21 protein-coding genes are annotated in these 22669 nt (G+C 62.3%); 10 read left to right on the top strand and 11 right to left on the bottom strand.

Translation table 11 applies throughout. From position 1 onward, the window contains the following. Positions 1-188: 188 nt before the first annotated feature. Entirely contained in the window at positions 189-1610 is a 1422-nt protein-coding gene (locus SX1_RS12775) for a spinster family MFS transporter (RefSeq protein ID WP_255209751.1), read from the bottom strand. Positions 1611-1636: 26 nt separating this feature from the next. Then, positions 1637-2566, bottom strand: a complete 930-nt coding sequence (locus SX1_RS12770) for a helix-turn-helix domain-containing protein (protein ID WP_017181893.1) — start codon at positions 2564-2566, stop codon at positions 1637-1639. 236 nt (positions 2567-2802) lie between these two features. Between SX1_RS12770 and SX1_RS12765 the strand changes: the two genes are divergently transcribed. Genes SX1_RS12765 through SX1_RS12750 form a run of 4 tightly spaced genes read left to right on the top strand, consistent with a single transcriptional unit; the run spans position 2803 to position 6809 of the window. Continuing rightward, positions 2803-4254 carry an aldehyde dehydrogenase family protein gene (locus SX1_RS12765; RefSeq protein WP_019053303.1) on the top strand — a complete coding sequence of 484 codons (1452 nt, stop codon included), beginning with the start codon at positions 2803-2805 and terminating at the stop codon, positions 4252-4254. Between the two features lie 9 nt (positions 4255-4263). Continuing rightward, positions 4264-4722 carry a DUF3237 family protein gene (locus SX1_RS12760; RefSeq protein ID WP_019053302.1) on the top strand — a complete coding sequence of 153 codons (459 nt, stop codon included), beginning with the start codon at positions 4264-4266 and terminating at the stop codon, positions 4720-4722. Positions 4723-4734: 12 nt separating this feature from the next. Continuing rightward, entirely contained in the window at positions 4735-5187 is a 453-nt protein-coding gene (locus SX1_RS12755; protein ID WP_019053301.1) for a DUF3237 domain-containing protein, read from the top strand. Further along, on the top strand, positions 5187-6809 hold the full coding sequence (locus SX1_RS12750) for a GMC family oxidoreductase (protein WP_019053300.1): 1623 nt from the start codon (positions 5187-5189) through the stop codon (positions 6807-6809). The genes SX1_RS12755 and SX1_RS12750 overlap by 1 nt, the downstream gene beginning before the upstream one ends. Positions 6810-6831: 22 nt before the next feature. On the opposite strand, the gene SX1_RS12745 is transcribed toward SX1_RS12750, so the two are convergent. Genes SX1_RS12745 through SX1_RS12725 form a run of 5 tightly spaced genes read right to left on the bottom strand, consistent with a single transcriptional unit; the run spans position 6832 to position 10761 of the window. Then, entirely contained in the window at positions 6832-7749 is a 918-nt protein-coding gene (locus SX1_RS12745; RefSeq protein WP_019053299.1) for a copper resistance protein B, read from the bottom strand. Beyond that, positions 7746-9485 carry a copper resistance system multicopper oxidase gene (locus SX1_RS12740; RefSeq protein WP_019053298.1) on the bottom strand — a complete coding sequence of 580 codons (1740 nt, stop codon included), beginning with the start codon at positions 9483-9485 and terminating at the stop codon, positions 7746-7748. The genes SX1_RS12745 and SX1_RS12740 overlap by 4 nt, the downstream gene beginning before the upstream one ends. A 6-nt stretch (positions 9486-9491) precedes the next feature. Further along, positions 9492-10067 (bottom strand): RNA polymerase sigma factor, encoded by a 576-nt coding sequence (locus tag SX1_RS12735; protein WP_019053297.1) that lies wholly within the window; start codon positions 10065-10067, stop codon positions 9492-9494. Beyond that, positions 10064-10504, bottom strand: a complete 441-nt coding sequence (locus tag SX1_RS12730; protein WP_017181901.1) for a periplasmic heavy metal sensor — start codon at positions 10502-10504, stop codon at positions 10064-10066. Before SX1_RS12730 ends, SX1_RS12735 begins: the two co-directional genes overlap by 4 nt. Further along, positions 10501-10761, bottom strand: coding sequence for a hypothetical protein (locus SX1_RS12725; RefSeq protein WP_019053296.1), 261 nt, complete (start codon positions 10759-10761; stop codon positions 10501-10503). Before SX1_RS12725 ends, SX1_RS12730 begins: the two co-directional genes overlap by 4 nt. A 144-nt stretch (positions 10762-10905) precedes the next feature. Here SX1_RS12725 and copC point away from each other — a divergent pair, with 144 nt between their 5' ends. Then, on the top strand, positions 10906-11286 hold the full coding sequence (gene copC / locus SX1_RS12720; protein ID WP_026149734.1) for a copper homeostasis periplasmic binding protein CopC: 381 nt from the start codon (positions 10906-10908) through the stop codon (positions 11284-11286). 30 nt (positions 11287-11316) lie between these two features. Then, positions 11317-12150 carry a copper homeostasis membrane protein CopD gene (copD, locus tag SX1_RS12715; RefSeq protein WP_019053294.1) on the top strand — a complete coding sequence of 278 codons (834 nt, stop codon included), beginning with the start codon at positions 11317-11319 and terminating at the stop codon, positions 12148-12150. Positions 12151-12154: 4 nt separating this feature from the next. On the opposite strand, the gene SX1_RS12710 is transcribed toward copD, so the two are convergent. The 3 genes from SX1_RS12710 to SX1_RS12700 form a co-directional block, all read right to left on the bottom strand. Next, positions 12155-12862 (bottom strand): cupin domain-containing protein, encoded by a 708-nt coding sequence (locus SX1_RS12710; RefSeq protein WP_019053293.1) that lies wholly within the window; start codon positions 12860-12862, stop codon positions 12155-12157. Between the two features lie 110 nt (positions 12863-12972). After that, positions 12973-15486, bottom strand: a complete 2514-nt coding sequence (locus SX1_RS12705; protein ID WP_019053292.1) for an ABC transporter permease — start codon at positions 15484-15486, stop codon at positions 12973-12975. Then, the gene (locus tag SX1_RS12700) at positions 15483-16184 is read right to left on the bottom strand and encodes an ABC transporter ATP-binding protein (protein ID WP_017181907.1); all 702 of its coding nucleotides are present in this window, start codon (positions 16182-16184) and stop codon (positions 15483-15485) included. The genes SX1_RS12705 and SX1_RS12700 overlap by 4 nt, the downstream gene beginning before the upstream one ends. On the opposite strand from SX1_RS12700, the gene SX1_RS12695 reads away from it, so the two are divergent. The 4 genes from SX1_RS12695 (at position 16183) to SX1_RS12680 (ending at position 21045) form a co-directional block, all read left to right on the top strand. After that, complete coding sequence (locus SX1_RS12695; RefSeq protein ID WP_019053291.1) at positions 16183-16896, top strand: arylesterase; 714 nt, start codon at positions 16183-16185, stop codon at positions 16894-16896. The genes SX1_RS12700 and SX1_RS12695 overlap by 2 nt on opposite strands. A 581-nt stretch (positions 16897-17477) precedes the next feature. Beyond that, positions 17478-18668, top strand: coding sequence for an AAA family ATPase (locus SX1_RS12690; protein ID WP_019053290.1), 1191 nt, complete (start codon positions 17478-17480; stop codon positions 18666-18668). Further along, positions 18665-19684, top strand: a complete 1020-nt coding sequence (locus SX1_RS12685; protein ID WP_019053289.1) for a ParB/RepB/Spo0J family partition protein — start codon at positions 18665-18667, stop codon at positions 19682-19684. Before SX1_RS12690 ends, SX1_RS12685 begins: the two co-directional genes overlap by 4 nt. Before the next feature lie 80 nt (positions 19685-19764). Beyond that, the gene (locus SX1_RS12680) at positions 19765-21045 is read left to right on the top strand and encodes a replication initiator protein A (RefSeq protein WP_019053288.1); all 1281 of its coding nucleotides are present in this window, start codon (positions 19765-19767) and stop codon (positions 21043-21045) included. A gap of 533 nt (positions 21046-21578) precedes the next feature. Here the strand turns inward: SX1_RS12680 and SX1_RS12675 are convergent. Next, positions 21579-22577, bottom strand: coding sequence for a hypothetical protein (locus tag SX1_RS12675; RefSeq protein WP_255209750.1), 999 nt, complete (start codon positions 22575-22577; stop codon positions 21579-21581). Between the last annotated feature and the right edge of the window lie 92 nt (positions 22578-22669).

Genomic DNA, 22669 nt, shown 5'->3' with positions numbered 1-22669 from the left:
GGCAGCGCCACTACCAGGGCAATGCCTGGGTTGCATGCTATTGGTCGATGGAACAGGCAAAGGTCTGGCCGCACAGCGGAGCGCGCCTGTTGAAATATAGGTAGCTGCCCATCGTCCAAGCGAGGCGCGTAATGGACGAGAGGGCCGCCCGTGCTGCACTAGGCAGGACGAGCCGCCCCTAGCCGCCCCTAGACGCGTCGGTATCTCGCCGCCCAGATAAGATGCATGCCGCTCCATATATAAAAGGCCCCAAAGCATGCGATTGCCAGCCGGATGCCAGTCGCGCCGGCTTGCGCACAAGCCGATCCGGACACTTGCCCTACAGCGCCAGCGCACTGGGCCGCGAAATTGGCTGATCCATAGGCCCAGGCGGAAAGATGATCGCTGGCGAGGCCGGCAATCGGCGGACCAAAGCCCTGCCCCGTCAAATACATGATCAGCAAAAACAGCGCCGATCCGGTCGCGCGACTACGCGAATCGAGCAGTCCGTGGAGCGCGGCGATGGCCGGTCCCATCGCCATGTAGAAAAATAGCGAACCCGCCAGCATCAGGCAAAAGGCGTGAACCAGATCCTTCTGCATAACCCCTATAATGAAGATCGGCGCGCCAACGATCGCACCGATGCCGGGCACCGCGATCAACATTCGCGCATCGCGCCGAGCCAGCCATTCAGCGCCATAGCCGCCTGCGATCGTTCCGATGGCGGACGCTATGCCGCTCAACAGGCCGAAGGCAAGCCCCGCCTGTCCTACGTCCAGATTGAAGCTGCGGGCAAAAAAGGCAGGGAGGAAGGTGTTGATGCCAAAGGCACCCAGGCTGACGACCGATACGCCGATCAGAATATGCCGCATGCAGCGATCGCGTACCAGGATCAGGAAAACATCCTTCAAACGCATCCGTTCGGCATCGATCGCTACATCCTGGCGCGCAGGCTCACGCATCACCAGCAACGCCAGGATCGATACCAGCAACCCGATGCCACCGATCACGTAGAAGGTTGCGCGCCAGCCGTGCGAGGCGGCGATCGACCCGCCAATGGAGGAGCCCAGGAAAGCCGCGACGGGAACGCCCAGCATGAACAATGATATGGCCGATGCTCGCTTTTCAGGAGGATACATGTCCGAAATCATTGAATGGGGTGGCGCTTCTGTCCCCGCACTGCCACCAGCCATCCCGAACCGCGCCGCAACCAACTGCATGAAACTGCTCGTCGCGCCGCAGAGCATGGTGAAAGCCGATGCGAACATGAGCGACCCAGCCGCTACCCATTTGCGCGGATAGCGATCCGCCAGCCAGGCGAGCGGCAGCGACGCAAAGGTGTTGATCACCGCGAACGCGGTGCCGCCAAGCAGGCCGATCTGAAAATCGCTCAGGCTGAAATCGGCCTTGATCTGCTGCGCGACCAGCGCAATGACAATCCGGTCAATGAACCCGAAGCCGTAGATGGCGGTGAGCAGGAACAGCGCGATCCTGCGTGCGCCGGGCGTCATGGTCGCCCCCCTGTTACCGGCGGGCGAGGCGGAAAGATGGGTTGCATGGTCGATCCTCTGGGTGGTGGGGGGAAGGGCAGCAGACGGCACATCAAAACGCGCGGCGGCCTTCGTCGCCACGGTGAAGCTCCCTTCCCCGGCCGGTTTCAGTGAAACAGGCGACTGCTGCGAAAGGCTCTGGGCGTTTCGCCGAAACGCCCCTTGAACGAGCGGCTGAAGTGCTGGGAATCGTTGAAACCCCAATAATGCGCGATATCAGTGATCGAGCGGTGGGCCTGCGCAGGGTCCAGCAAGTCCTGCCTGCACCGGTCCAGCCGCCGATGCCAGATCATCCGGCCCAGCGTTTCAGCGTCATCGGCGAACAGTTTATGCAGGGTCCGTTTGGCGTAACCCATTTCCTGCGCGATCCGGGCCACATCCAGATCGCGGTCGGCCAGGTTGCGATCGACGAAGTCGATCACCGCGAGGCGACGAGCGCGCGTGCTATTGGCGCTCTGCGCGACAGGATCGGCATCCCATACCGTGTTGAGCATCTGGATCAGCGCATTGCCCATCTGGCCACGATCGCGTCGCCCCATGGCAGTTGCGGCATTGACCGCCGCACTGGTGCTGCTGTGCAGAATGCTGGCCGCACCTTGCAGAAAACTCTGCGGCAGGATTGGTTGCCGCGCGCCCTTGTCCCATGCTGCGAAACGGTGGCGTGGCAGCGCCAGCGCAAGCAACCGGGTCGCCTGAGGCGCTATCATCGAATAGGAGACCGCCTTGTCAAAGGCGCACCATTGGCCAGAGTCGAGCCGAATTGTCTGCCCGCTCTGGACGATGTCGCAATGACCTTCCTCCATGAACAGGATCTTGATCAGATTATGCCTGTCCGGCCCGCAATGTTGGCCCACACTGTCGATTTGATGTTCGCCCATGGACACGGCGCAGATACGCAAGTCCCCCAGGTCACATCCGCGTATGGACGCTTCCTGGTCGTCGCCGAGTTCGGCATGGGGGGCCTGCGTGATATTGCGCCATTGCGCACTGCGCTCCTGACGGGTCGCCGCCTTGGTCGCAAAGCTCAGATAATCCATCGAATCATCCTTCTCCTCCGGCTATCGGGCGGCTCTTCGCTGTGAACAGCGCCATGCCGCTTCTATATTGTATCCATAGCGTACACTCCCCCGTCTGCATAGCAATCTTATCCGGCCCGAACGCCCCTCATGCGGGCGCGCTTGAACAAGTCGGTGCTCCATCCCCGCGCTAAAGAGCCGCGATACAAAGACAGATTAAAGGTGGGGATGCATTGGCTATTATGGGTGTGCAATGGATGGCAGAGAGGCGCGCATCCAGCATCTTTGTCGGAGGCGAATGGCAGGATTGTGCAAGCGGCACGACCATAGACGTCATTAATCCCGCAACCGGTGCGTCCATCGGTGCAATCGCGGCAGGCGGCAGGGTCGATGTGGATCGAGCTGTCACCGCCGCAACCAATGCGCTGCACGACGCGCGCCTGCGCTGGGCACCAGCCGCACGGCAGGATGCTCTGCTGGCGCTGGCCCGCGCGATCGAGGCGCATGGCGAGGAATTCGCGCAACTCGAAATGCACGATACGGGCAAGCCGATAAGTAATGTCCGGCGGGTCGACGTTCCCCAATCGGCGGCCGGGCTGCGCTATTTCGCCGGCTGGGCGACGAAATTGGCGGGCGAGACGATGGATCTGTCGGTGCCTGGCAACTGGCACGCCTGCACCCTGCGCGAACCTGTAGGTGTGGTCGGCCAGATCATTCCCTGGAACTATCCCCTGATGGGCGCGGCGATGAAGATCGGCCCCGCTCTGGCCGCGGGTTGCGCGGTGGTGCTCAAACCGGCCGAACTGACATCCCTATCCGCTCTGCGACTGGCGGATCTGCTGAATGAATGCGGCGTCCCGCCGGGGATGGTCAACATCGTACCGGGTCGGGGTGGAGAGGCTGGTGCGGCGCTGGTCGATCATCCCGGTGTCGCGAAGATCGCCTTCACTGGATCGACGATGACCGGCAGGCAGATACTGCGCGCCGCTTCGGACCAGATGAAGCGAGTGACGGTGGAACTTGGCGGCAAGTCGCCGGTGATCGTACTGCCAGACGCAGATCTGGATGCGGCTGCGCAGAGTATTGCGATGGGCATCTTCTTCAATTCGGGCCAGACCTGTTCAGCGGGCTCACGGCTTCTTGTCCATACCTCGGTCGCGGACAGGTTGGTGGAGCGTATCGCGAAAATCACGTCGCGCATGGCAACAGGCAACCCGGCCGACCCCGCTACCCTGCTCGGCCCGGTCATTTCAGACGTACAGCGCGATCGCATAATGGGGTTTGTTGAACGCGCGACAGCTTCTGGCGGTCGCTGCTACACAGGTGGCGTACGGCCAGAAGGTCCAGGCTTTTTCGTGCCCCCTACGATCATGACCGACGTGCGTGCGGACATGGAAATCGTGCGCGAGGAAGTATTCGGGCCGGTGCTCGCGGTCCTGCCCTTCGAAACCACCGACCTTGACGAGATCGCAGGCCTGGCCAACGACAATGATTATGGGCTGAGCGCCTATATCTGGACGCGCAATATCAGCCATGCGCTGGGCCTTGTGAAACGCATCCGTTCGGGCACGGTGCGCGTCAACACGAGTGGCGGCAATGATTTCGCCATGCCGGCAGGCGGGGTGCGCCTTTCCGGCAACGGGCGCGAAAATGGCCGAATGGGCGTCGAAGCCTATACCGAGGTCAAAGCCGTGACGATCGCGCTCTGAGGAGCAGGGATGATGATGATGGATTTTTCAACGCAAGACATGCCCTCGCCTGACCTTGAGGAAGCGTTTCGGATAACGCTCGTCTTTGGTGCGACGGCTGATGTCGGTCGACTGGCGACCGGCGGCGCGCGTACCGTCCTACCCGTGACTGGTGGTCGCATCGACGGTGCGCGGCTTCAGGGTGTGATCGTTAGCGGCAGCGAAACCAGCCTGACGCGGCTGGATGGCGTCACCACCGCCGAACTCTCCTACTTGATCCAGACTGAAGACGGCGCGATCGTCCGCATGGCGGGCATGGGCGTGACGAGCGATTGTCGGGGGACCGACGACCAAAGCTTCGATGGCATGCGGATGACGATCATGTTCGAAGTTGACGAACAGTCGTCCCATGCTTGGCTGGCGACGCGGGCGTTCATCGCCGAACGGCCACGCGACAGCGACACCAGCATCATCATGCAGATCGTTTGAAAGAAGAGCGCCATGAAACTCGAATTCGCGCTGGAGATGCAGATTTCCCTGGGCCAGCGGATCCATATCCAAGTGGCCGACGATTATAAACGCGGCGCGGTTCTCATCGAAAGCGGCCACTTCGTCGGGCCTGGGCTGTCGGGCAAGATCGTGCCGTCAAGCGGTGGCGATTTCCCGATGGTGCGCGCGGATGGCGGCGGCCGCTTTGAATCGCAATATCTGTTACAGACGGACGATGGCGCAGTGATCCTCAAGCGCAGCACCGGCGTTCGCCATGCGCCGCCCGAAGTCGTGAAACAGCTGCTGGCAGGCGAACCTGTTGATCCGCACAGCTATTATATGCGCATGACACCGCGGTTCGAAGCACCATCTGGCCCATATGACTGGATGAACCGGACCATCTTCGTAGGTGTTGGCCGACGCAACCCGACGGGGTCAATCTTTCGATTCTGGAAGGTCGTGTGATGCAGGACGAATTGCAGTTCGACTATGTGATCGTCGGCGCAGGCTCTGCGGGCTGCACCCTCGCCAACCGTCTGACGGAAGATGGGCGGACTCGCGTCCTGCTCTTGGAAGCGGGCGGCACCGGCAAGCGGCTGGATGTGTCATTGCCGCTGGCCGTGTCGAAGCTTTGGCCCAATCCCGACATTACCTGGGGGTTTCTTTCGGAACCAGAGGCGGAACTTAATGGTCGCCGCCTGCCAGTGGCGCGCGGCAGGATGCTGGGTGGCACTTCTTCGCTGAACGGAATGATGGCAGTGCGTGGCCACCCGGCCGATTATGACGGTTGGCGCGACATGGGCCTGCCGGGCTGGGGCTTCGACGACGTTCTACCTTATTTCCGCAAGCTGGAAAATCACTGGCGCGGCGAGACACCGTTGCACGGCGGCGCTGGTCCGGTGTCGGTGCAGCCGCACCCTTCGCCAAGTCGACTCTATCCGCTGGCGCAACAGGCCGCGGTGTCGCTGGGATACAATCTTACAAACGATTTTAACGGCGAGCGGACCGACGGCTTCGGCATGCCGGATTTCACCATTACGCGACGCGGTCGTCGCGCCAGCACGGCTCAGGCCTATCTGGACCCTGCCCGGCGCCGTCCCAACCTCACGGTGATGACCAATGCGCCAGTGCACCGGATATTGATCGAGGATGGGCGGGCATGCGGCGTCCTGTTCTGCGTCGGCGATCAAGAACGCATCGCGCGGGCCAACGCTGAGGTATTGCTGTGCGGTGGAGCAATCAATTCGCCGCAATTGCTGATGTTGTCGGGCATCGGTCCCGCAGCCGACCTGCGCGCGCTCGGGATCACTCCACTTGTCGACAGCGCTGAAGTCGGCGGCAATCTTCAGGACCACCCCGGCGCGGCGATGGAATTCGAACTGGACCGCCGCTGGGCGTTCGAGGAAGAAGTACGCTTCGACAGGCTGGCGACATCCCTGCTGCGCTGGTTCACAACCGGGAAAGGCGTCATGGGCGCTCCGCCCCTCGCCATTTCCGCCAATGTCGCGACTCAGCCAGGCAACCCGGAAATTGACCTCCATTTCCTGCTGGTCCCGCTGGCGATGGAAACGCGAGTCTGGTTCCCTGGTATTGCGCCGCGCCACGGCTCCAGGCTTGGCGCCATGTGGTCGCTCAACTATCCGCACAGCAGGGGACGGCTGACAATCGCCAGTGCCGATCCAAAAGCCCACCCGTTAATCCATTTCAACCTCCTGTCCGACCCGCGCGATCAGGCGGCGATGATCCATGGTTATCGCACTTTGCGTGATCTGGTGGCGCAGCCCGCACTTGCAGCCGCTACGGGAGCCATGACCCGGCCCTTGCGAGAACCGCAAAGTGATGCCGAGATTCTGGCGCATGTCCGGGACACGGCGATGACCGCCTATCATCCTTCGGGCACGTGCCGCATGGGTGGTGACGCGCAGTCGGTGGTCGATGGCGCCCTCAAGGTACGCGGCGTTGGTGGTCTGCGGGTGGTCGACGCGTCCATTTTCCCGCGCCTTCCGGGCGGCAACACCAACCTGCCCGTGATCATGACGGCGGAAAAAGCCGCCGACATGATCCGCAGGGGAGATGGGCCGGGTTGACCGCTAATCTCCTGCTATGGGGTCAGAACCAGAAACGCGCGCCCAGTACCAGACTGGTGACAGAAGCCCCCTCCCCTGCAGCGCGCGCGTACCGCGCCGTGTCGCCCAGTTTTCGTTCCCAATGGACGCCGACATAAGGCGCAAATTCGCGGGCAAATTCGTAGCGCAGGCGCAGGCCCAGTTCGATGTCGGAGATGCCAGAGCCAATACCGAGTTCCGGCACGTCCTGCGCGGCGAGGTTCATTTCCGCCGCAGGTTGCAGGATCAGGCGCTGGGTGATGCGCTGGTCATAGCTTCCTTCCAGGCGCAGATGGGCGTCGCCCTTGTTCGACAGGAAAGCCTGCGCGCCGACTTCGAACCAATAGGGGGCGAGCCCTTCGATACCGACCACGGCATAAGTGCGTTGGGGTTGCGGGCGAAAATCCTGCCGCACGCCCGCTTCGACGTTGAACCATGGATTGAGGGCGCGGCTATAGAGCCCCTGCACTTCGGCGCTGTCGAGCGGGCCACCGACTTCGCCTTCCCCTTCCGTCTTGAACGCGAAGCGGTTGATGTCGCCCCCGATCCAGCCTTCGCCTTCCCAGGCATAGCCATTCGCGCCCTTGTGTGCGCGATATTCCAGGCGGTCGAGCATCAGCTGCGAGAAGGTCATGCCGCCGCTTTCCCGGATCATGGCGGCGCGGGCGCGGGCCATGGTGGTGGCGGGGTAGAAAGCTTCAGCCGCGTGATCGGTCGGGATTGGCGGGGCGATGCCCTGCGGCACGCTGTCGTCTGTCGTGGGTATGGTGTGACCGGCATGGGGGTCGGCTGGAACTTCGCCCACAGACGGCATGGGCTTCTCATTTTGCTCTTTATTATCAATGCTTTGATGGCCGTGAATCTCTTGTCCTACGGCGGGCACCGCGAATAGCAGGGTCGCGGCGGCGATCAGTAGCTTCATGCCGCGCCCTCCCCGTGGCGAACGGTCACGACCCGCATCATCCCCGCATGCATGTGCATCAGCATATGGCAGTGAAATGCCCAGTCACCCAGCGCGTCGGCGGTCAGGTCGAAACTGACCTTGCCGCCCGGCAGCACGTTGACCGTATGTTTGCGCGGGTTGTGGGCCGCATCCTCACCTGTGATGAGCTGAAAGAAATGGCCGTGAATATGGATGGGATGCGGCATCATCGTGTCGTTGATGAGCGTGACGCGCACCCGTTCCATATGGCGGAAGGCAATGGGGTCCGCGCCGTCGGACAGCTTCACCCCGTCGAACGACCACATATAGCGTTCCATGTTCGCGGTCAGGTGGATGTCGAGCGTGCGAGTGGGCGTTCGAACGTCCTCGTTCGGCTCCAGCGCGCGCAGGTCCGCATAGGTCAGGACGCGATGGTCGACATCCTCAAGGCCCGTTGGCCGGTCCGCCGTGCGATCGGCCGGCATGGAGGAGAGCGTCGCCACCCCCGGACCCATCGGCACCTCTGGCGCCACGGACGGGTCGAGCATCTTCATGCTGTGGCCGGCCATGCTGTCATTGGCGGGCTGGCTGAGGTCGATCACGCCCCCCTGCCCCATGTCCATGCCGGACATGTCCATCCCCATATCCTTCATGGTCAGCAACGGACGGGCGCGCAACGGCGGGATGGCCGCGACCATGCCGATCTGCGGCGCCAGGGTTGCACGGACCAGACCGGAGCGGTCGATGGCTTCGGCGATCAGGGCATAGGCCCGTCCGTCGGTCGGCTGGACGATCACGTCATAGGTTTCGGCGATGCCGATCTGGAATTCGTCGGTTTCGACCGGCTGGACATGCTGGCCATCGCACTGCACCACCGTCATCGCCAGACCCGGCAGGCGCAGATTGAAATTGGTCATGGCCGACGCATTGATGATGCGCAGGCGGACCCGTTCGCCCGGCGTGAACAGGCCGGTCCAGTTTTCCGCCGTGCCATGGCCATTGACCAGATAGCTGTAGGTGGAGCCGGTCACGTCCGAAATATCGGTCGGGTCCATCCGCATCTTGCCCCAGTCGATCCGTTCGCGGAGCGGCTGGTCCTTGCCCTTGAGCAACCCTGCGAGCGTCTGCCGCTGCATGTTATAATAGCCGCCCGATTGTTTGAGCCGCTTCAATTGAACATGGGGATGGACGGGCGACCAGTCGGACAGGACGATCACATGCTCGCGGGTCGCCTGCACCGGATCAACGCCTACCGGATCGATGACGATGGGGCCGTAATGACCCATCGCTTCCTGCATCCCCGAATGGCTGTGATACCAGTAGGTGCCCGACTGGCGGATCGGAAATTCATAATGGAAGGTTTCACCCGGCGCGATACCGGGGAAGCTGATGCCCGGCACGCCGTCCATCTGAAAGGGGACGATCAGGCCATGCCAGTGGATCGACGTATCTTCCTTCAACTGATTGGTGACGGACAGGCGGACATTCTGTCCTTCGCGCAGGCGGATCAGCGGCGCGGGGACAGTACCGTTAATCGTGATGGCATGGGCAGAACGTCCCCCGGTCGCAAAATGGCTGTTGGCGACGGTTAGCGCGATACTGTCACCCGACAGGACGCCGGGCGCCGGATGCAGCCCGTGGGTGCCGCTTTGCGCCCAGGCTGGAAAGGCGTTGCTGAGGCTGAAGGCAGCCGCGCCCTTTAACAAGGCGCGGCGGTCGAGGGTCAGATGGGTCATGCCCCTTCATACGCGGGGGGCAGCGTCATCCCTCAAACTTTCCGACAATTTTGCACGCGCGCGGTAAAGGCGGGTTTCGACCGCTTTTTCGCTGAGACCCAGCGTGGCGGCGGTGTCGGCCTGGCTCATCGCCTCTATCGTGCGCAGCAGCAGCACATCCTTAAGCGGAGCGGGCAGCGCGGCGATGGCGGCGTTGATGCGGGCGAGTTCGCGCTGCGATCGCAGCGCGGCTTCAGGATCGAGCGCAACATCGGCGATGTCCCCTGCTTCGTCGATGGGGCGGGCAAAGGCGAAGAAGCGCCGCACGGCACGGCGGCGGCCCCAGTCGCGGCATTTGTTGAGCGTGATCCGCGCGATCCAGGCGCGGAAAGGACGCGCGCCGTCATAGCGGGCCAGCGCGGCAAAGGCGGCGATGAACACCTCCTGCGTGATGTCGAGCGCTTCGTCACTATCGCCCACATGGCCGCGCGCCAGTCGCCACACGGCATCCCGATGTCGGCGCATCAGTGCGGCATAGGCGTCCTGACGCCCGGCCAGCGCATGCGCCGCCAGCGTCCTGTCATCGGATTCGCCGGGCGTCACCGGCGGTCGGGCTGGGTCAGTGCCTTGACGACCGCGCTGTCAAATTGCGCTGCCTGATCGGGGCGCAGCACAGCGCGCATGGCGAAAATATGTTGCAGCGTTTCCTTTTGGAGGGCGCCCATGACATGATGGGTGCGATCCACCGCCTGCGCGACCTGCGGCCCATAGCCATGTTCCGCGGCAATTGCCTGCGCCAGCCGCGCATTGTCGGCGCGCATTTCCGCTTCCAGGGCTTCACGCCGGATGGCGAAGGCAGCTTCAAGCGTGTGGATACGCTGTTCTTGCGCCGCATCGAGCGTCAGCTTTTCATGCAGCAGCGCGTGGATTTCGCTTTCGACGCGGGGCTGCGGCGCGATCCACATGCGCGCAAACAGCACCGCCGCCAGTGCCGCGGCGAAGGCGACCAGCGCAACGAGCAGATAGCGCCGGGTCGTCATTGGCCCAGCAGGCGCGATGGTGCGTAATCGGACATGCCGATCGGCGCGGGCGCCGCCTGCGCTGGGGCCGACGGCACGATGCTGCCCGCCCAGCCGATGCCGACCGCCAGCAAACCGGCGAGCATCAGGCTGCGCCGCGCCACGCCCTGTTCGCGGCGGCGGGTAAGCCCCTGCATCACCGCACCGTCCATCTGCTCCAGCCGGCTATCGACCGGCATGGCCCGTATTTGCGCCAGCATCTGATCGAGATCACTCATCTCTACATACTCCATCCTCACCACGGCATACGCGCATCAGGCGCCGATCCCTCATTGGGTGAGGACAAAAATCATGCACCTGTGATGAGGGATCGGGCAAGTCCATGCGTAATGTTGCGTAATACCCATCATGGAGAAGCCAGCATGTCCCGTTTCCTGTCCGCCGCCCTTGCCCTGTCGATCGCGATCCTGCCGGGCGCGGCGTTCGCCCATTCCAAGCTGCTGTCGTCCAGTCCCGCTGCAAATGCGACGGTCGCCAAGCCGACCAAGCTGACGCTGACCTTTTCCGAGACGTTCCTGGGCCCGCTTTCCGGCGTCGATCTGGTGATGACCGGAATGCCGGGCATGAGCGACCATCCGCCGATGCCGATCAAGGGATTCAAGACGGCGGTTGCGCCTGACGGCAAGACGATGGTCGTCACCCTGCCCCGCGCGCTGCCCGCCGGCAGCTATGACCTGAAATGGCATATTGTCGGCGCCGACCAACATAAGATGGAAGGCGGCTACAGCTTCAAGGTCAAATAAGCCGATATGGGCGGGGGGATAGAGGCACCCATGCTGCTGGCGCGCTTTGGCCTGATGGCCGACCTTGCCCTGCTCATGGGCCTGCCGCTCTTCTGGTGGGCCATGGGCATGGCGGGGCAGCGCGTGCTGCTGGCAGGGCTGGCATTGGGGGGCATGCTATTGTCTGCGCTCTGGTTGCTGGCGAGCGCGGCCAGCATGGGGGGTACCCCGATGCTGCCGCCCGACTGGGCGACGGCGAAGATAGTGCTGACGATGACCCCGATCGGCCCGGTGCTGGCGGTGCGGGGCGGCGCCCTTCTTGCGGCGCTGGGCCTGGCTATGGCGGCGCGGGATCGCTGGGTACTGGTCCCGGCGGCCATCGCCGCTGCAACCATGGCCTGGACCGGCCATGCCGGCGCGAGCGAGCATGGCGCAGGCGCGATCCACCGAATGGCCGATGTCGCGCATATCTGGGCTGCGTCCGGCTGGATCGGTGCGCTCGCCGCACTGCTATATGCCGTGACGAGGCGGCATCCCCCGGTCGACCGGATCGCCGGGATGCTGGCGAAATTTTCGCTGCTGGGCACCATGTTCGTCGCCACGTTGATCGTGACCGGCGCGGTCAACGCCGCCATGATCGTGGGCGCGGCTGACATGGGCATGCTGACGGGCAGCCGCTATGGCTGGCTGCTGGGCGCGAAGCTCGTCCTGTTCTGCGGGATGCTGGCGCTGGCGGGGATTAATCGCTGGCGGCTGACACCGGCGCTGGAACGGGGCGAAAATGCAATTGCCGCGCTGCGTCTCTCACTCTGTGTGGAGACGAGCGCGGCAATCGGCATTTTGGTGCTGGTGGCCTGGCTGGGGACGCTCGATCCCCTGGCCTGAGCCATCAGGCCGGACGGTAGATCGCATATATTTTCTTGACGTGCACCTGGCTGTCCCAGCTGCACGAAGCGCCCTGTTCGACCAGGAAAATGTCGCCCTTGCCAAATGTCGCGGTTGCATCTGCCCCATCGACAAAGGTGACGCTGCCGTCCAGCAGATACATCAATTCATAGTGGCGATAGAACATGGCGCGGCGGTGATAGGGGGTGGAATCCCAGGTGCCGCAGACAAATTCGCCATCGGCTGAGCGATAGTCGGTAAAGTTGCGGCAGGACGGGGTCGGCCCGACCAGCAATTCGGCCAGCGGCGCACCGGACGGTTCGAGCGTCGCATTGGTGTCGATCGGGATGATCGCACCGTCGGCGGCAGACCCGCCAGTGCGGCGCACGAACAGCAGGCGCGCATCGGCGGCGACAGTCCAGCCAAAGGTCGCGCCTTCACACAGAACGATGCTGTCGCCTTCGTTGAGCGTGCGATCATCGATCTGCACACTGCCCGATTCAACGATCACGAATTCATCGGCAGGCATTGCCGCGACCGTGCCACTCCCTTGCGGCAGGACGATCAGCCCAATCGAAACGGGGCCTTCAGGCTGGGGCAGTTCGGCGCGGGCAGACAGGAAGGTCTCGCCCTTCCCTGGCTGGGCGGTTACCCCCGCCGCCCAGGCGCGCAGGTCGACAAAGGAGCGGGTTGCGGTCTGGCTGGTCGTCATTTTGGCTTCCCTCAAGAAATTTGCGGCAAGCTAGCGTGATGCTGACGGCAGGTTGCACCAAGCGCGCATCAGCGACGCGCAAATGGTGCCGTTTGCATCTGCCGGGACGTTCAAAGCTGCCGCAGCGCGCTGGCTGGACGCACCGACAGCAGCGGGATCGACCCGGCCAGGCCGATGCCCAGCGTCAGCAGCGCGCCACCGCCCAGCGTCGCCAGAACCACCAGCCAGTCGGGCGACCAGCTGAATTCGAAGATCCGGACGATCACGAACCAGGCAGCAATGGACCCCAGCGCCAGCGCGACCAACGCGAGCATGATGGCGAGCAGGCCATATTCGAGCGCCTGTCCGCCCAGCAGCTGCGCACGGGTCGCGCCCAGTGTCTTCAATATCACGCTATCATAGCTGCGCGCCTGTCGCGACGCGGCGATGGCGCCGACCAGCACGGCTATGCCCGCCAGAATCGCGACCGACGCTGCTGAAACGATCGCCGCGGACATCTGCGTCATGATCTCGCCCACCTGCGCAATGATCTGTCCCACGGCGATCACCGATATACCGGGAAAGGCCGCCAGCAGATCGCGCGTGACGGCGCCATCCTTGCGCGTGTCCATGGTGATGGTCGCAGCCAGGCTATGCGGCGCGGCGGAGACGATGCCGGGGGAAAAGACGAGGATATAGTTGAGGCCCATCGTGTCCCAGTTGATCTTGCGCAGCGAGGCGATGCGGGCGGTAATTTCGCGCCCCAGCACGCTGACCGTCAGCGTATCGCCAAGGCCAACACCCAATATCCTGGCCGCTTCAGCGTCAAAGGAAACGAGCGGCGGCCCGTCATAGTCGCGCGGCCACCATTGGCCCGCGACCAGTTCGCTCCCCGTTGGCAGGGCCGCGCTATAGGTCACGCCACGTTCGCCACGCAGAAACCAGGCCCCTTCGGGTAGCTCCTTCAGGTCAGTGACGCGCTGATCGCCATAGGCGACAATCGTGCCGCGCAGCGCGGGGACGATGTTGAACTGGGCGTCGGGGGCTTGTTTACGCACGATGGATCGAAAACGGTCCGCCTGATCCGAGGGGATGTCGAGCACGAACTGGGCCGGGGCTGTTTTGGGCACGACATTGCGGATTTCGCTGTCAAGGCTGGTCTGGATACCGGCCAGCGTCACGAACAGGGTAAGCGCGAGGCCAAGCGCGACGATCAGCGCCGCGGTCTGCGCGCCGGGGCGGTGAAGATTGGCCAGCGCCAGCCGGAGCAACGGCCGACGCGGCCGCGGCGCACGCTGGGCGATCTGGCGCACGCCCCAGCCGATACCAAGCAAGAGCAGCAGGACCGCCGCCGTCGCGCCAAGGACAGCCGCGGAAAAGAGCGGCTCGCGCGCCGTGCCGAGCGCCAGTGCAACAAGCAGCAGGCCTGCCGCCGCCATGGCAAGGACAGTGCGCCGATCGATGCCGTGGCGCGGATCTACGACGCCGCGAAAGATCAATGCGGCAGGCTGGGTCCGCGCGCGCGCCAGCGGCGGCAGGGTGAAGAGGAAGGCGATCAGCAAGCCATAGGCGGCACTGGTGACGAGCGGCAGAGGATGAAGCCGAAAGCCAGGACTGACCGGCAGCACATCGCCGGCCAGAACGACGATGACGGAAGGCAGAAGAGCGCCCACGACGAGCCCGCAGCCGATACCGATCAGTGCGACGCAGCCGATCTGCAGCAGGTAGATGCGCGCAATATCGCGCGACGTTGCGCCCAGCACCTTGAACGTCGCGATGCCGGGCCGTTTGAGGGCGAGATAGGAGGCAACGCCATTGCTGACGCCGATGCCCGCGATCACCAGTGCGGCAAGGCCGATCAGCGAGAGAAATTGGCCCATGCGGATGATGAAGCGGCTGGCGCCTGGCGCCGCCCGATCGCGGTCCTTGAACTCCCAGCCAGCCGAGGGATATTGCTGTTCGAGCCGCTCCCGCACGGCCTGCGCATCCACGCCGGCGGGCAGGCGCAGACGATATTTGCTTTCATAAAGGCTGCCCGGCTGGATCAGCCCGGTACGGCGCAATCCATCAAGCGAGACGATCGCGACCGGGCCAAGCGTGAAGCCTTCGCCCAGCCGGTCGGGTTCATCAGCAATGATCGCGGCGATGGTGAAAGTGGCTGTGCCATAGACCAGCCGGTCGCCCGGACCGACATTCAGCCGATCGGCAAGGGCGGGGCCGATCAATATGCGATCGGGCGCAAGCGGCGCGCGATAATCGCCCTGCCGCAACGCCAGCGTGCCGTAGAGCGGATAGGCATTATCGACGCCCTTGAGTTCGGTCAGAACGGCGAGCGCGTCCGGCCGGTCGCCCCGCGCCATGGCGCGCAGGCGGATCGTTTCGCTCATTGTGCCCAAACCACGAAAGACAGCTTTGTCGCCATCGCCTGCTTCGCGCTGTGTCATGGCGATTTCCACGTCGCCGCCAAGCAATCCCTGCCCGCGCAGGCTCAATTCCTGCGTGATCGCGGAGGTCAGGCTGCCGATTGCGGCCAGCGTGGCGACGCCCAGGAACAGGCAAAGAAAGAGCAGCCGCAATCCCCGGAAACGGCCCACAAGATCACGCCGGGCGATGCGCCAGCTTGTCGCCCAATCCAGCGCGTTCATGCGGTGCGATCCGAGACGATCTGGCCATCGCGCATTTCGACGATCCGGCCGCATCGTTCAGCCAGTGAAGGATCGTGCGTGATGATAACAAGGGTTGCACCAGCCGCGCGCTGCCGATCGAACAGCAAGTCCATGATGGTGATGCCTGTCGTCGCGTCAAGATTGCCGGTCGGTTCGTCGGCGAACAGGATGGTCGGCCGTGGCGCGACGGCGCGGGCGATGGCGACGCGCTGCTGTTCACCACCCGACAATTGGGCGGGATAATGGTCGAGGCGGTGGCCAAGGCCAACTGCCCGCAATTCATCCGCGGCCCGGGCGAAGGCATCGACATCGCCCGCCAGTTCCAGCGGCACGGCGACATTTTCAAGAGCGGTCATGGTCGGGAGCAGGTGGAAACTTTGCAGGACGATGCCGATGCGACCGCGCCGGGCGCGGGCCAGCGCATCTTCATCCAGTGCGCCGAAATCGACCCCGCCGATATGCACATCCCCGCCGCTGGCCCGCTCCAGCCCGCACAGCACGGCCATCAGCGAACTTTTGCCCGATCCCGATGCGCCCAGGATCGCGATGCTTTCGCCACGCAGCATAACAAGGTCGACCCCCTTGAGGATCTCGACCGGCGCATCGCGGGTGCCAAGCGAGAGGGTGACATTATGCGCGCGGATCGCGATAGTGGCCGGATCGATGGGCATGTGCATGAAGAAGGAGCGCTCCTTGGCGGGCAGATATTGGCAATATGGGGCGCTGGCGCTCATTATCCAACTGGGCTCGGCATGTTCAGACAAGGCCCCTCCCCCACCCCCTGCCGCCAATAGCGCGCAGGCCACGCCATCGGCGGCGCCAATTGCCGATGCCAAGCTGATCGTGGCATTTGGCGACAGTCTTTATGCCGGTTATAATCTGGACCAGGGCAAGGGGCTTGCCCCGGTGCTGGAGCGGGCCTTGGCCGCGCGCGGCGTCAAGGCGCAGGTCGTCAATGCCGGTGTTTCCGGCGATACAAGCGCAGCCGGACTGGCGCGGCTGGCCTTCACGCTGGACGGCCTCCCGCGCAAGCCCGACCTGATGCTGGTCGGACTGGGCGGAAATGACATGCTGCGCGGCTTGAGCCCGAAGTCGACGCGCGACAATCTCGACGCGATCCTGGCTGAACTGAAGAAGCGGGATATTCCCGTGCTGCTGACAGGCATGTTAGCCTCACCCAATATGGGGCCAGACTATGCCGCTTCATTCAATCCCATCTTCCCGGCACTGGCGAAGAAATATGGTGCAACGCTCTACCCCTTCATGCTGGACGGGGTCATCGGCAATCGCGCGCTGCAACTGCCCGACGGCATTCATCCCAATGACAAGGGCGTTGGGGTCATCGTGGGCAGGCTGGAACCAATGGTCGAGGATGCGTTGCGTGGCTGATGGTATCCATGCCGGATTGGTCGGCTATGCCTCCACCCTACGAATATGCCGTTGCCATTGCTGCGCGCCGTTTCGGCTTTGGCGTTGACGAGCATTAGCACCAGCCATGCCGATGACGTCGCAGCGCCCGGTCGATACCGAAAATCCGACGTGTTATCAGTGACCATCCAACGTGATTTCAGAATCGTGGCATCGTGTTTTCAAACCGGATCGGACGTGCGATCGAATTTGGCCAAGCCTATCCAACTGACGGAAATTAAAGCGAAAATCATCAGAACTCTGGACCGTAACCCTGCTAATCCCAGAATAAATCTCTAAGCGGATGGTTTGGCACGGCAGAAGAGGATGGCTCCAGGTTCGCTACCCAACGCAACTCTCAGCACAGGATTGAAGTTCACGGGCTACCAGGTGGCACCAAGCCCATCCGGCATCTAGCAGGATCATGGTTATGGTTTGGCGTTGATGCAGCGCAGCAAGTTGGGATCATCGGCACCCTGCTCCATCGGTTTGACTTTCAGGGCAAAATAGGAGCATTAAACACAAACTATTTTACGGCCCATGATTCGGCCATGCGAGGCACCATGTCGTTTACAGTCAACACACTGCGTAACGTCACCACAGCCTGCCAACAGATGCGCGATCATATCAAGACGATCGTGTTCAGGCCGGAAAATCATAAGACGCTCGACATCACTTTTGGCCCCACGGTTGCAGCCGAGCTGATCGGTCGCACGCCCGAAGCGCTGGCCAAGGCCGAAGCGAAAGGCCGCCTGCCCCAGCCCAAGCAATTGCCCAATGGTCGCCGCTATTACACGCTGGAGGATCTCACACAGATTCGCGCCGCACTTGGCATACAGGTCGGCAAGCAGCCGGACGAGGATGCAGTCGTGCTGGCGGTGCAGAATTTCAAGGGCGGCGTTGGCAAGAGCACCATCACCAAACATCTCGCCGACTATCTCGCCCTGCATGGCTACAGCGTGCTGGTGATCGACTGCGATCCGCAGGCTTCAACCACGACGATGTTCGACATCCAGCCCGAAACGCTGATCGACGACGAACAGACACTTGGCGCCTTCCTCTCGCCGCGCAGCACCTTCAGTGATTTTTCGCAAACGATCCGCGACACGCCCTGGCCGACGATCAAGATCGTGCCATCCAGCCTTGGCCTGCAGGACGCCGAATGGGATCTGACCTCTACCTTGCGCGAAGGCGGGCAGGCGGTGCGTGAAGGGCTGCAGGCGCTGCGCATCGGCATTGCCAGTGTGACCAAGGATTTCGACGTCATCCTGCTCGATCCGCCTCCAGCCATGGGCTTCCTTGGCCTTAACGTCATGGCCGCGGCGACGGGCATGCTGATCCCCGTGCCGGCGCGGCAGCTCGATTATCTGTCGACCATCCATTTCATGGAGACGATCGCAGATAATATCGAGATACTCGAAGAAAATGGCACGCCAGTGGATTATGGCTTCATTCGCGTGGTCTGTTCTGCCTTCTCGCCGAGCAAGCCGGGCGAAAATGATATGTGGCGGATCATGCAGGCGACCTATGCCGGCCTGCTGCTGGGCCAGCCGATCCTCGCGTCCGAGGAGATCAAGAACGCCACCCAGGCATTCCGCTCAATTTATGAATCCAAGCCGTCCGCCTCGCACCAGACATATACGCGGTGCCGCGACAATCTGGACGCCGTCTTTGCCGAGGTCGAGCAGCAGATCCGTCAGCAATGGCCGTCGACAAGCCTGACCGCCAACGCCAGTGTGGGTGTCGCGGCATGAGCCGCCGTTCCCTGATCAGCGAAGCTCTTGCCGCCTCGCTTAACGATCCCGCACCTGCGCCGGTCGTCGCAAGCGATGCGGGCGCTCCGGCTCAGCGGTCGAACTTCACCAACAAGCGGCTCGAAGCCTTTGGCGAGGCGGCGCGGATCGTCAAGCGACCGACGATCCGGTTGAAGCCTTCTGAATGTTCGATCTGGCCGGGCAACGCGCGTGATTATTCGCTGCTCGACGAACATCGGCTGCGCAGCCTGATCGATTCCATCCTGGCCGAGGGGGGCAATCGCATCCCTGCCGTGGTGCGACGCACGCCGCAGGGTGACCATCCCTATGAACTGGTCACGGGAACACGGCGGCACTGGGCCATCGCGTGGCTCAACGCCAATCATTATCCCGACATCGAACTGATCGCGATCATCGAGGATCTGGACGATGAGGCGGCCTTTCGTCTGGCGGACATTGAAAATCGCGAGCGGGAGGATATTTCCGATCTCGAACGCGGTGCCAACTATAAGGCGGCTGTCGATCGCTTTTATGGCGGCGTCCAGCTGCGCATGGCGGAACGGCTCAAAATCTCCAAGTCGCAATTGTCCCGCTATATTGCCCTTACCGAAATTCCCCCCTTGCTGGTCAGCGCCTTTCATTCGCCGATGGACCTGCAGGCCAAATATGCCGAGAAGCTTCTGCCCCTGCTGCGTGATCCCACCACCCGCAGCAAGCTGGAGGCAGCGGCCGACCAAATTGCATCGGAACAAAGCTTTCGTCGCTCGGGTGACGAACAGCCGATCGCAGGATCGGAAGTGCTGGCCCGGCTGCTCAAGTCGGTAACGACCAAGGGCCGGGTGCAAAAAGCCGCGATAGCGAGTGCCGACGGGGCGACGGTGGGACAGGTGGAGAAGGACCAGCAGAAGCTTTTGACGCTGACGCTCATGCCATCGGACCTGTCCACCGATGCAATATTGGAAGCGCTGCGGCCAGTGATTGGTCAGGCGAAGATCATGCGCGCGCGTCGACGCTGAGCAAGTGAGATTAAAAAGCTGAAATATCAGCTTTTATCGTTATATTTCAGAGTGTTATATTGGTTTTCCCTCTGGGGGGAATGCAGGGCGAGGCAGATAGGGTGGAGATTGAGGGCGAACTAAAGACGGCGCTTAAGGAGCGCAAGGTCCAGTTCGAAATGTTCTTCACCCTGCCCGATTTCAGCGATATTTCGTTGCGTGATTATCAGGAAACGATGCAACGGCCCTTCTTCAGCCTGTCAAAGCGCAAACGCATCAAACCGATAGAGTATACCAGTCCCGACAAATCCGTCAGCGTCCATGTCTCTCCCAACCCTGCCTATGGCATGGCAACGATCTGGGACGCGGACATCATGATCTATCTCGCGTCCCACCTCAATGAGTTGCGCGAGCGTGGGGCTAACGATCTGTCTCCCGTTATCCGGTTGCAGCCAGGCGACCTTCTCAAGCGTATTTGTTGGGGGACGAGCGGCCGCGCCTATGAGCGGTTGGTCAGTGCGCTCGACAGGCTTCAGGCGACGACGATCAAGACTAATATTCGCGCCAGTGCCAAGAGCCGCGAGACGACTTTCTCCTGGATCGACAGCTATACCCATTTGGTGGACGAGCGCACCCAGCGGTCGCTCGGTATGGAGATCACCCTCTCCAAATGGTTCTTCGATGGCGTGATGGACAAGCGCAACGTGCTATCGATTTCGCCGCTCTATTTCGAGATCACGAGCGGCCTTGGCAAATGGCTCTATCGCGCCTCACGCAAGCACGCCGGGGGGAATGGCGCGGAAGGCTTTACGATCGGCTTTGAGACGCTCCACCAGAAAAGTGGCAGCGAAAGTGTCTACCCCGTATTCAAGCGCAAGCTGCTTGATCTGGCACGGGTGAATGATCTGCCCGATATCAGCCTGGAGGTCATCGATGGCGATGGCCCGCGGCCCAAAATGAAGATGGTGATGCGGCGGCATCTGAGCGAACGGGCGGGAAGTCGGGGGCGCAATGCCCTCCCCTCCCCTCCTCCCTCAGTCGAGAATGATGAGGATATGGTCGATCCCCGTCTGGCGCTGGGCATGATTTCTAGTCTGTCCAAGGGGATGCGGGTCAGCGGAGAAGATACGCCGCGACGTGTGATCGGATCATCCGCGCCCCGCCGAACCATGGCGACTGGTCGCGCTATAGCCAGTCGAATGATCGATGCTGAAATCTACAGCGCCATCCGCGCCGATTTCCCTGGTTGGGATTATGATGAATTGCTGGGCCGCTTTGATGCCTTTCTCGGTGCCAACCCCTCGGAACTCCCGCGCAATTACTCGAAGCGCTTCTACGGCTTCGTTAAGGAACATCATCGGCGCAATAAATATCGTCTGTGATGGCAGGCAGGCTGTCACCGCAATGACGGCCTCGACGTGTTTTCAGAATCACGCATTGAGGACATAACTGAGCTGCGTTGACAGCCCCCATTCCGATCAGTGGCATTCATCGGTGCCGACGATGTTCCATAAATCCCTGTAGATACTGCCTTTGGCGCGTGTGGTCGCCACGTAAATCCATCGTCAGATGCAGTGTTCGTCGGCGAGCACAAGTGATTCTGAAAACACGTTGAGCAGACGGGTTTGTCTATATGGCCGTTCGCGTTGCCAACATGATAAGCATATCACTCAGTCGAATAGGCCGGAGATGCGAGTGATGCGCCCTGCTCTCTTGGCGCATCATCACCAGCGCGCTAATCCCGACGTGTTTTCAGAATCATCCTCGGACACGCGTCGTTGCGACCAGTGACGCAGGAAAACGCCGCGCGATAATGCGAACAAAAGACGAAAGTCGCGATATGGCCCTTTAGAGGCCCGTAGAGCGCTTCTGTCGCGCCGACATATATTGGGTCATCGGACGGACCAAATCGCTCTTAGAGAGGCTCTGGCGAGGCAGTATTTTCTGGCTCGTCGGACCAAAAATCGTCGATGAGCCAATCTTGAATAGGACGACGGGCGGCAATCGGCGTCATGTTGATCGGCAGGGCGTAGCTGCGGTAGCTCGCCTGACCCGATTGTTCGATCAGCAAGCCTTCAGATTCCGCAATCGTCAGCAGCTTGATTGCGCCAGCAGATGTCAGACCCAAGGCCTTGGCGACAGAGGCGCTCGATATACGCGGGTGGGTCATGGCCAGCCGCAGGACATCCTTCAGGCGTCCCGGCCGCCGTCTCTGTTCGATGTGCTGAGCAGCCCGCCACGCATAGGCGCGCAGACGTGTTTCCAGGTCAAGATGGGCGTGCGCGCCGGTAGCAATCGCCTCAAGCCAGATCAGGTCCAGGCGTTCGCCCGATGCTTGCCGCCATGCCACACTGCTGTTGTCCAGTCCCAGCGCGATCAATCCTCCGGCAGACCCTATCCACCGCCCAGGCCCCCAGCGGTCGCCGACCAACAGGCTGGCGACCAGATCGCCGTGTCCGATCGGCGCGTGGCGTTGCCAAAGGTGGAATAGTTGCGCGCTTTGAAGCAGGGGAGGGGAGGGGGGCAGCGCGGCTGCCGCCTGCTGCCATTGGGCAATGGCTGGCAATATGTCCTCTGGACTCCGCCCGGACCGTAGTGCGGGAGTTGCATCCATCCCGTCCGCTGCCACTATGCCAAGCCAGCGCATCACGCCCAAACCGTCATTGAGCAACATGTCGAGAGTGATCGGCGCGCCGACCGCCTGCCGCCAATGGCTAAGGTCGAAAGCCGAGGGGAGAACTGCGCCGCGCCCGTCGATTGTGAAGGCCTGATCATCGATCGGGCTATTGTCGATCCGGGCGAGCGCTTGCCGCTCAGCGATAAGTGTGCGAATTCTCCAGGGGCGACGAACCGGGCTAAGCCTGCGGCGTTCCTCCAGCCGTTCCAGCGCGCCTTGTGCGTCAGCGTAGGCCAAAATGAGCCGGGATCCATGGTCCAAGGAGGGAAAGGCGGGCTGCATCGTGCGTATTTGCTCACTATATGAGTATGATAAAAATCGCTAAATAA

The organism is Sphingobium xenophagum NBRC 107872, assembly GCF_000367345.1.
GTDB classification, from domain to species: Bacteria; Pseudomonadota; Alphaproteobacteria; order Sphingomonadales; family Sphingomonadaceae; genus Sphingobium; species Sphingobium xenophagum.
The sequence above is the reverse complement of the archived record's forward strand: the minus strand, read 5'-3'. Positions and strand labels throughout refer to the sequence as shown.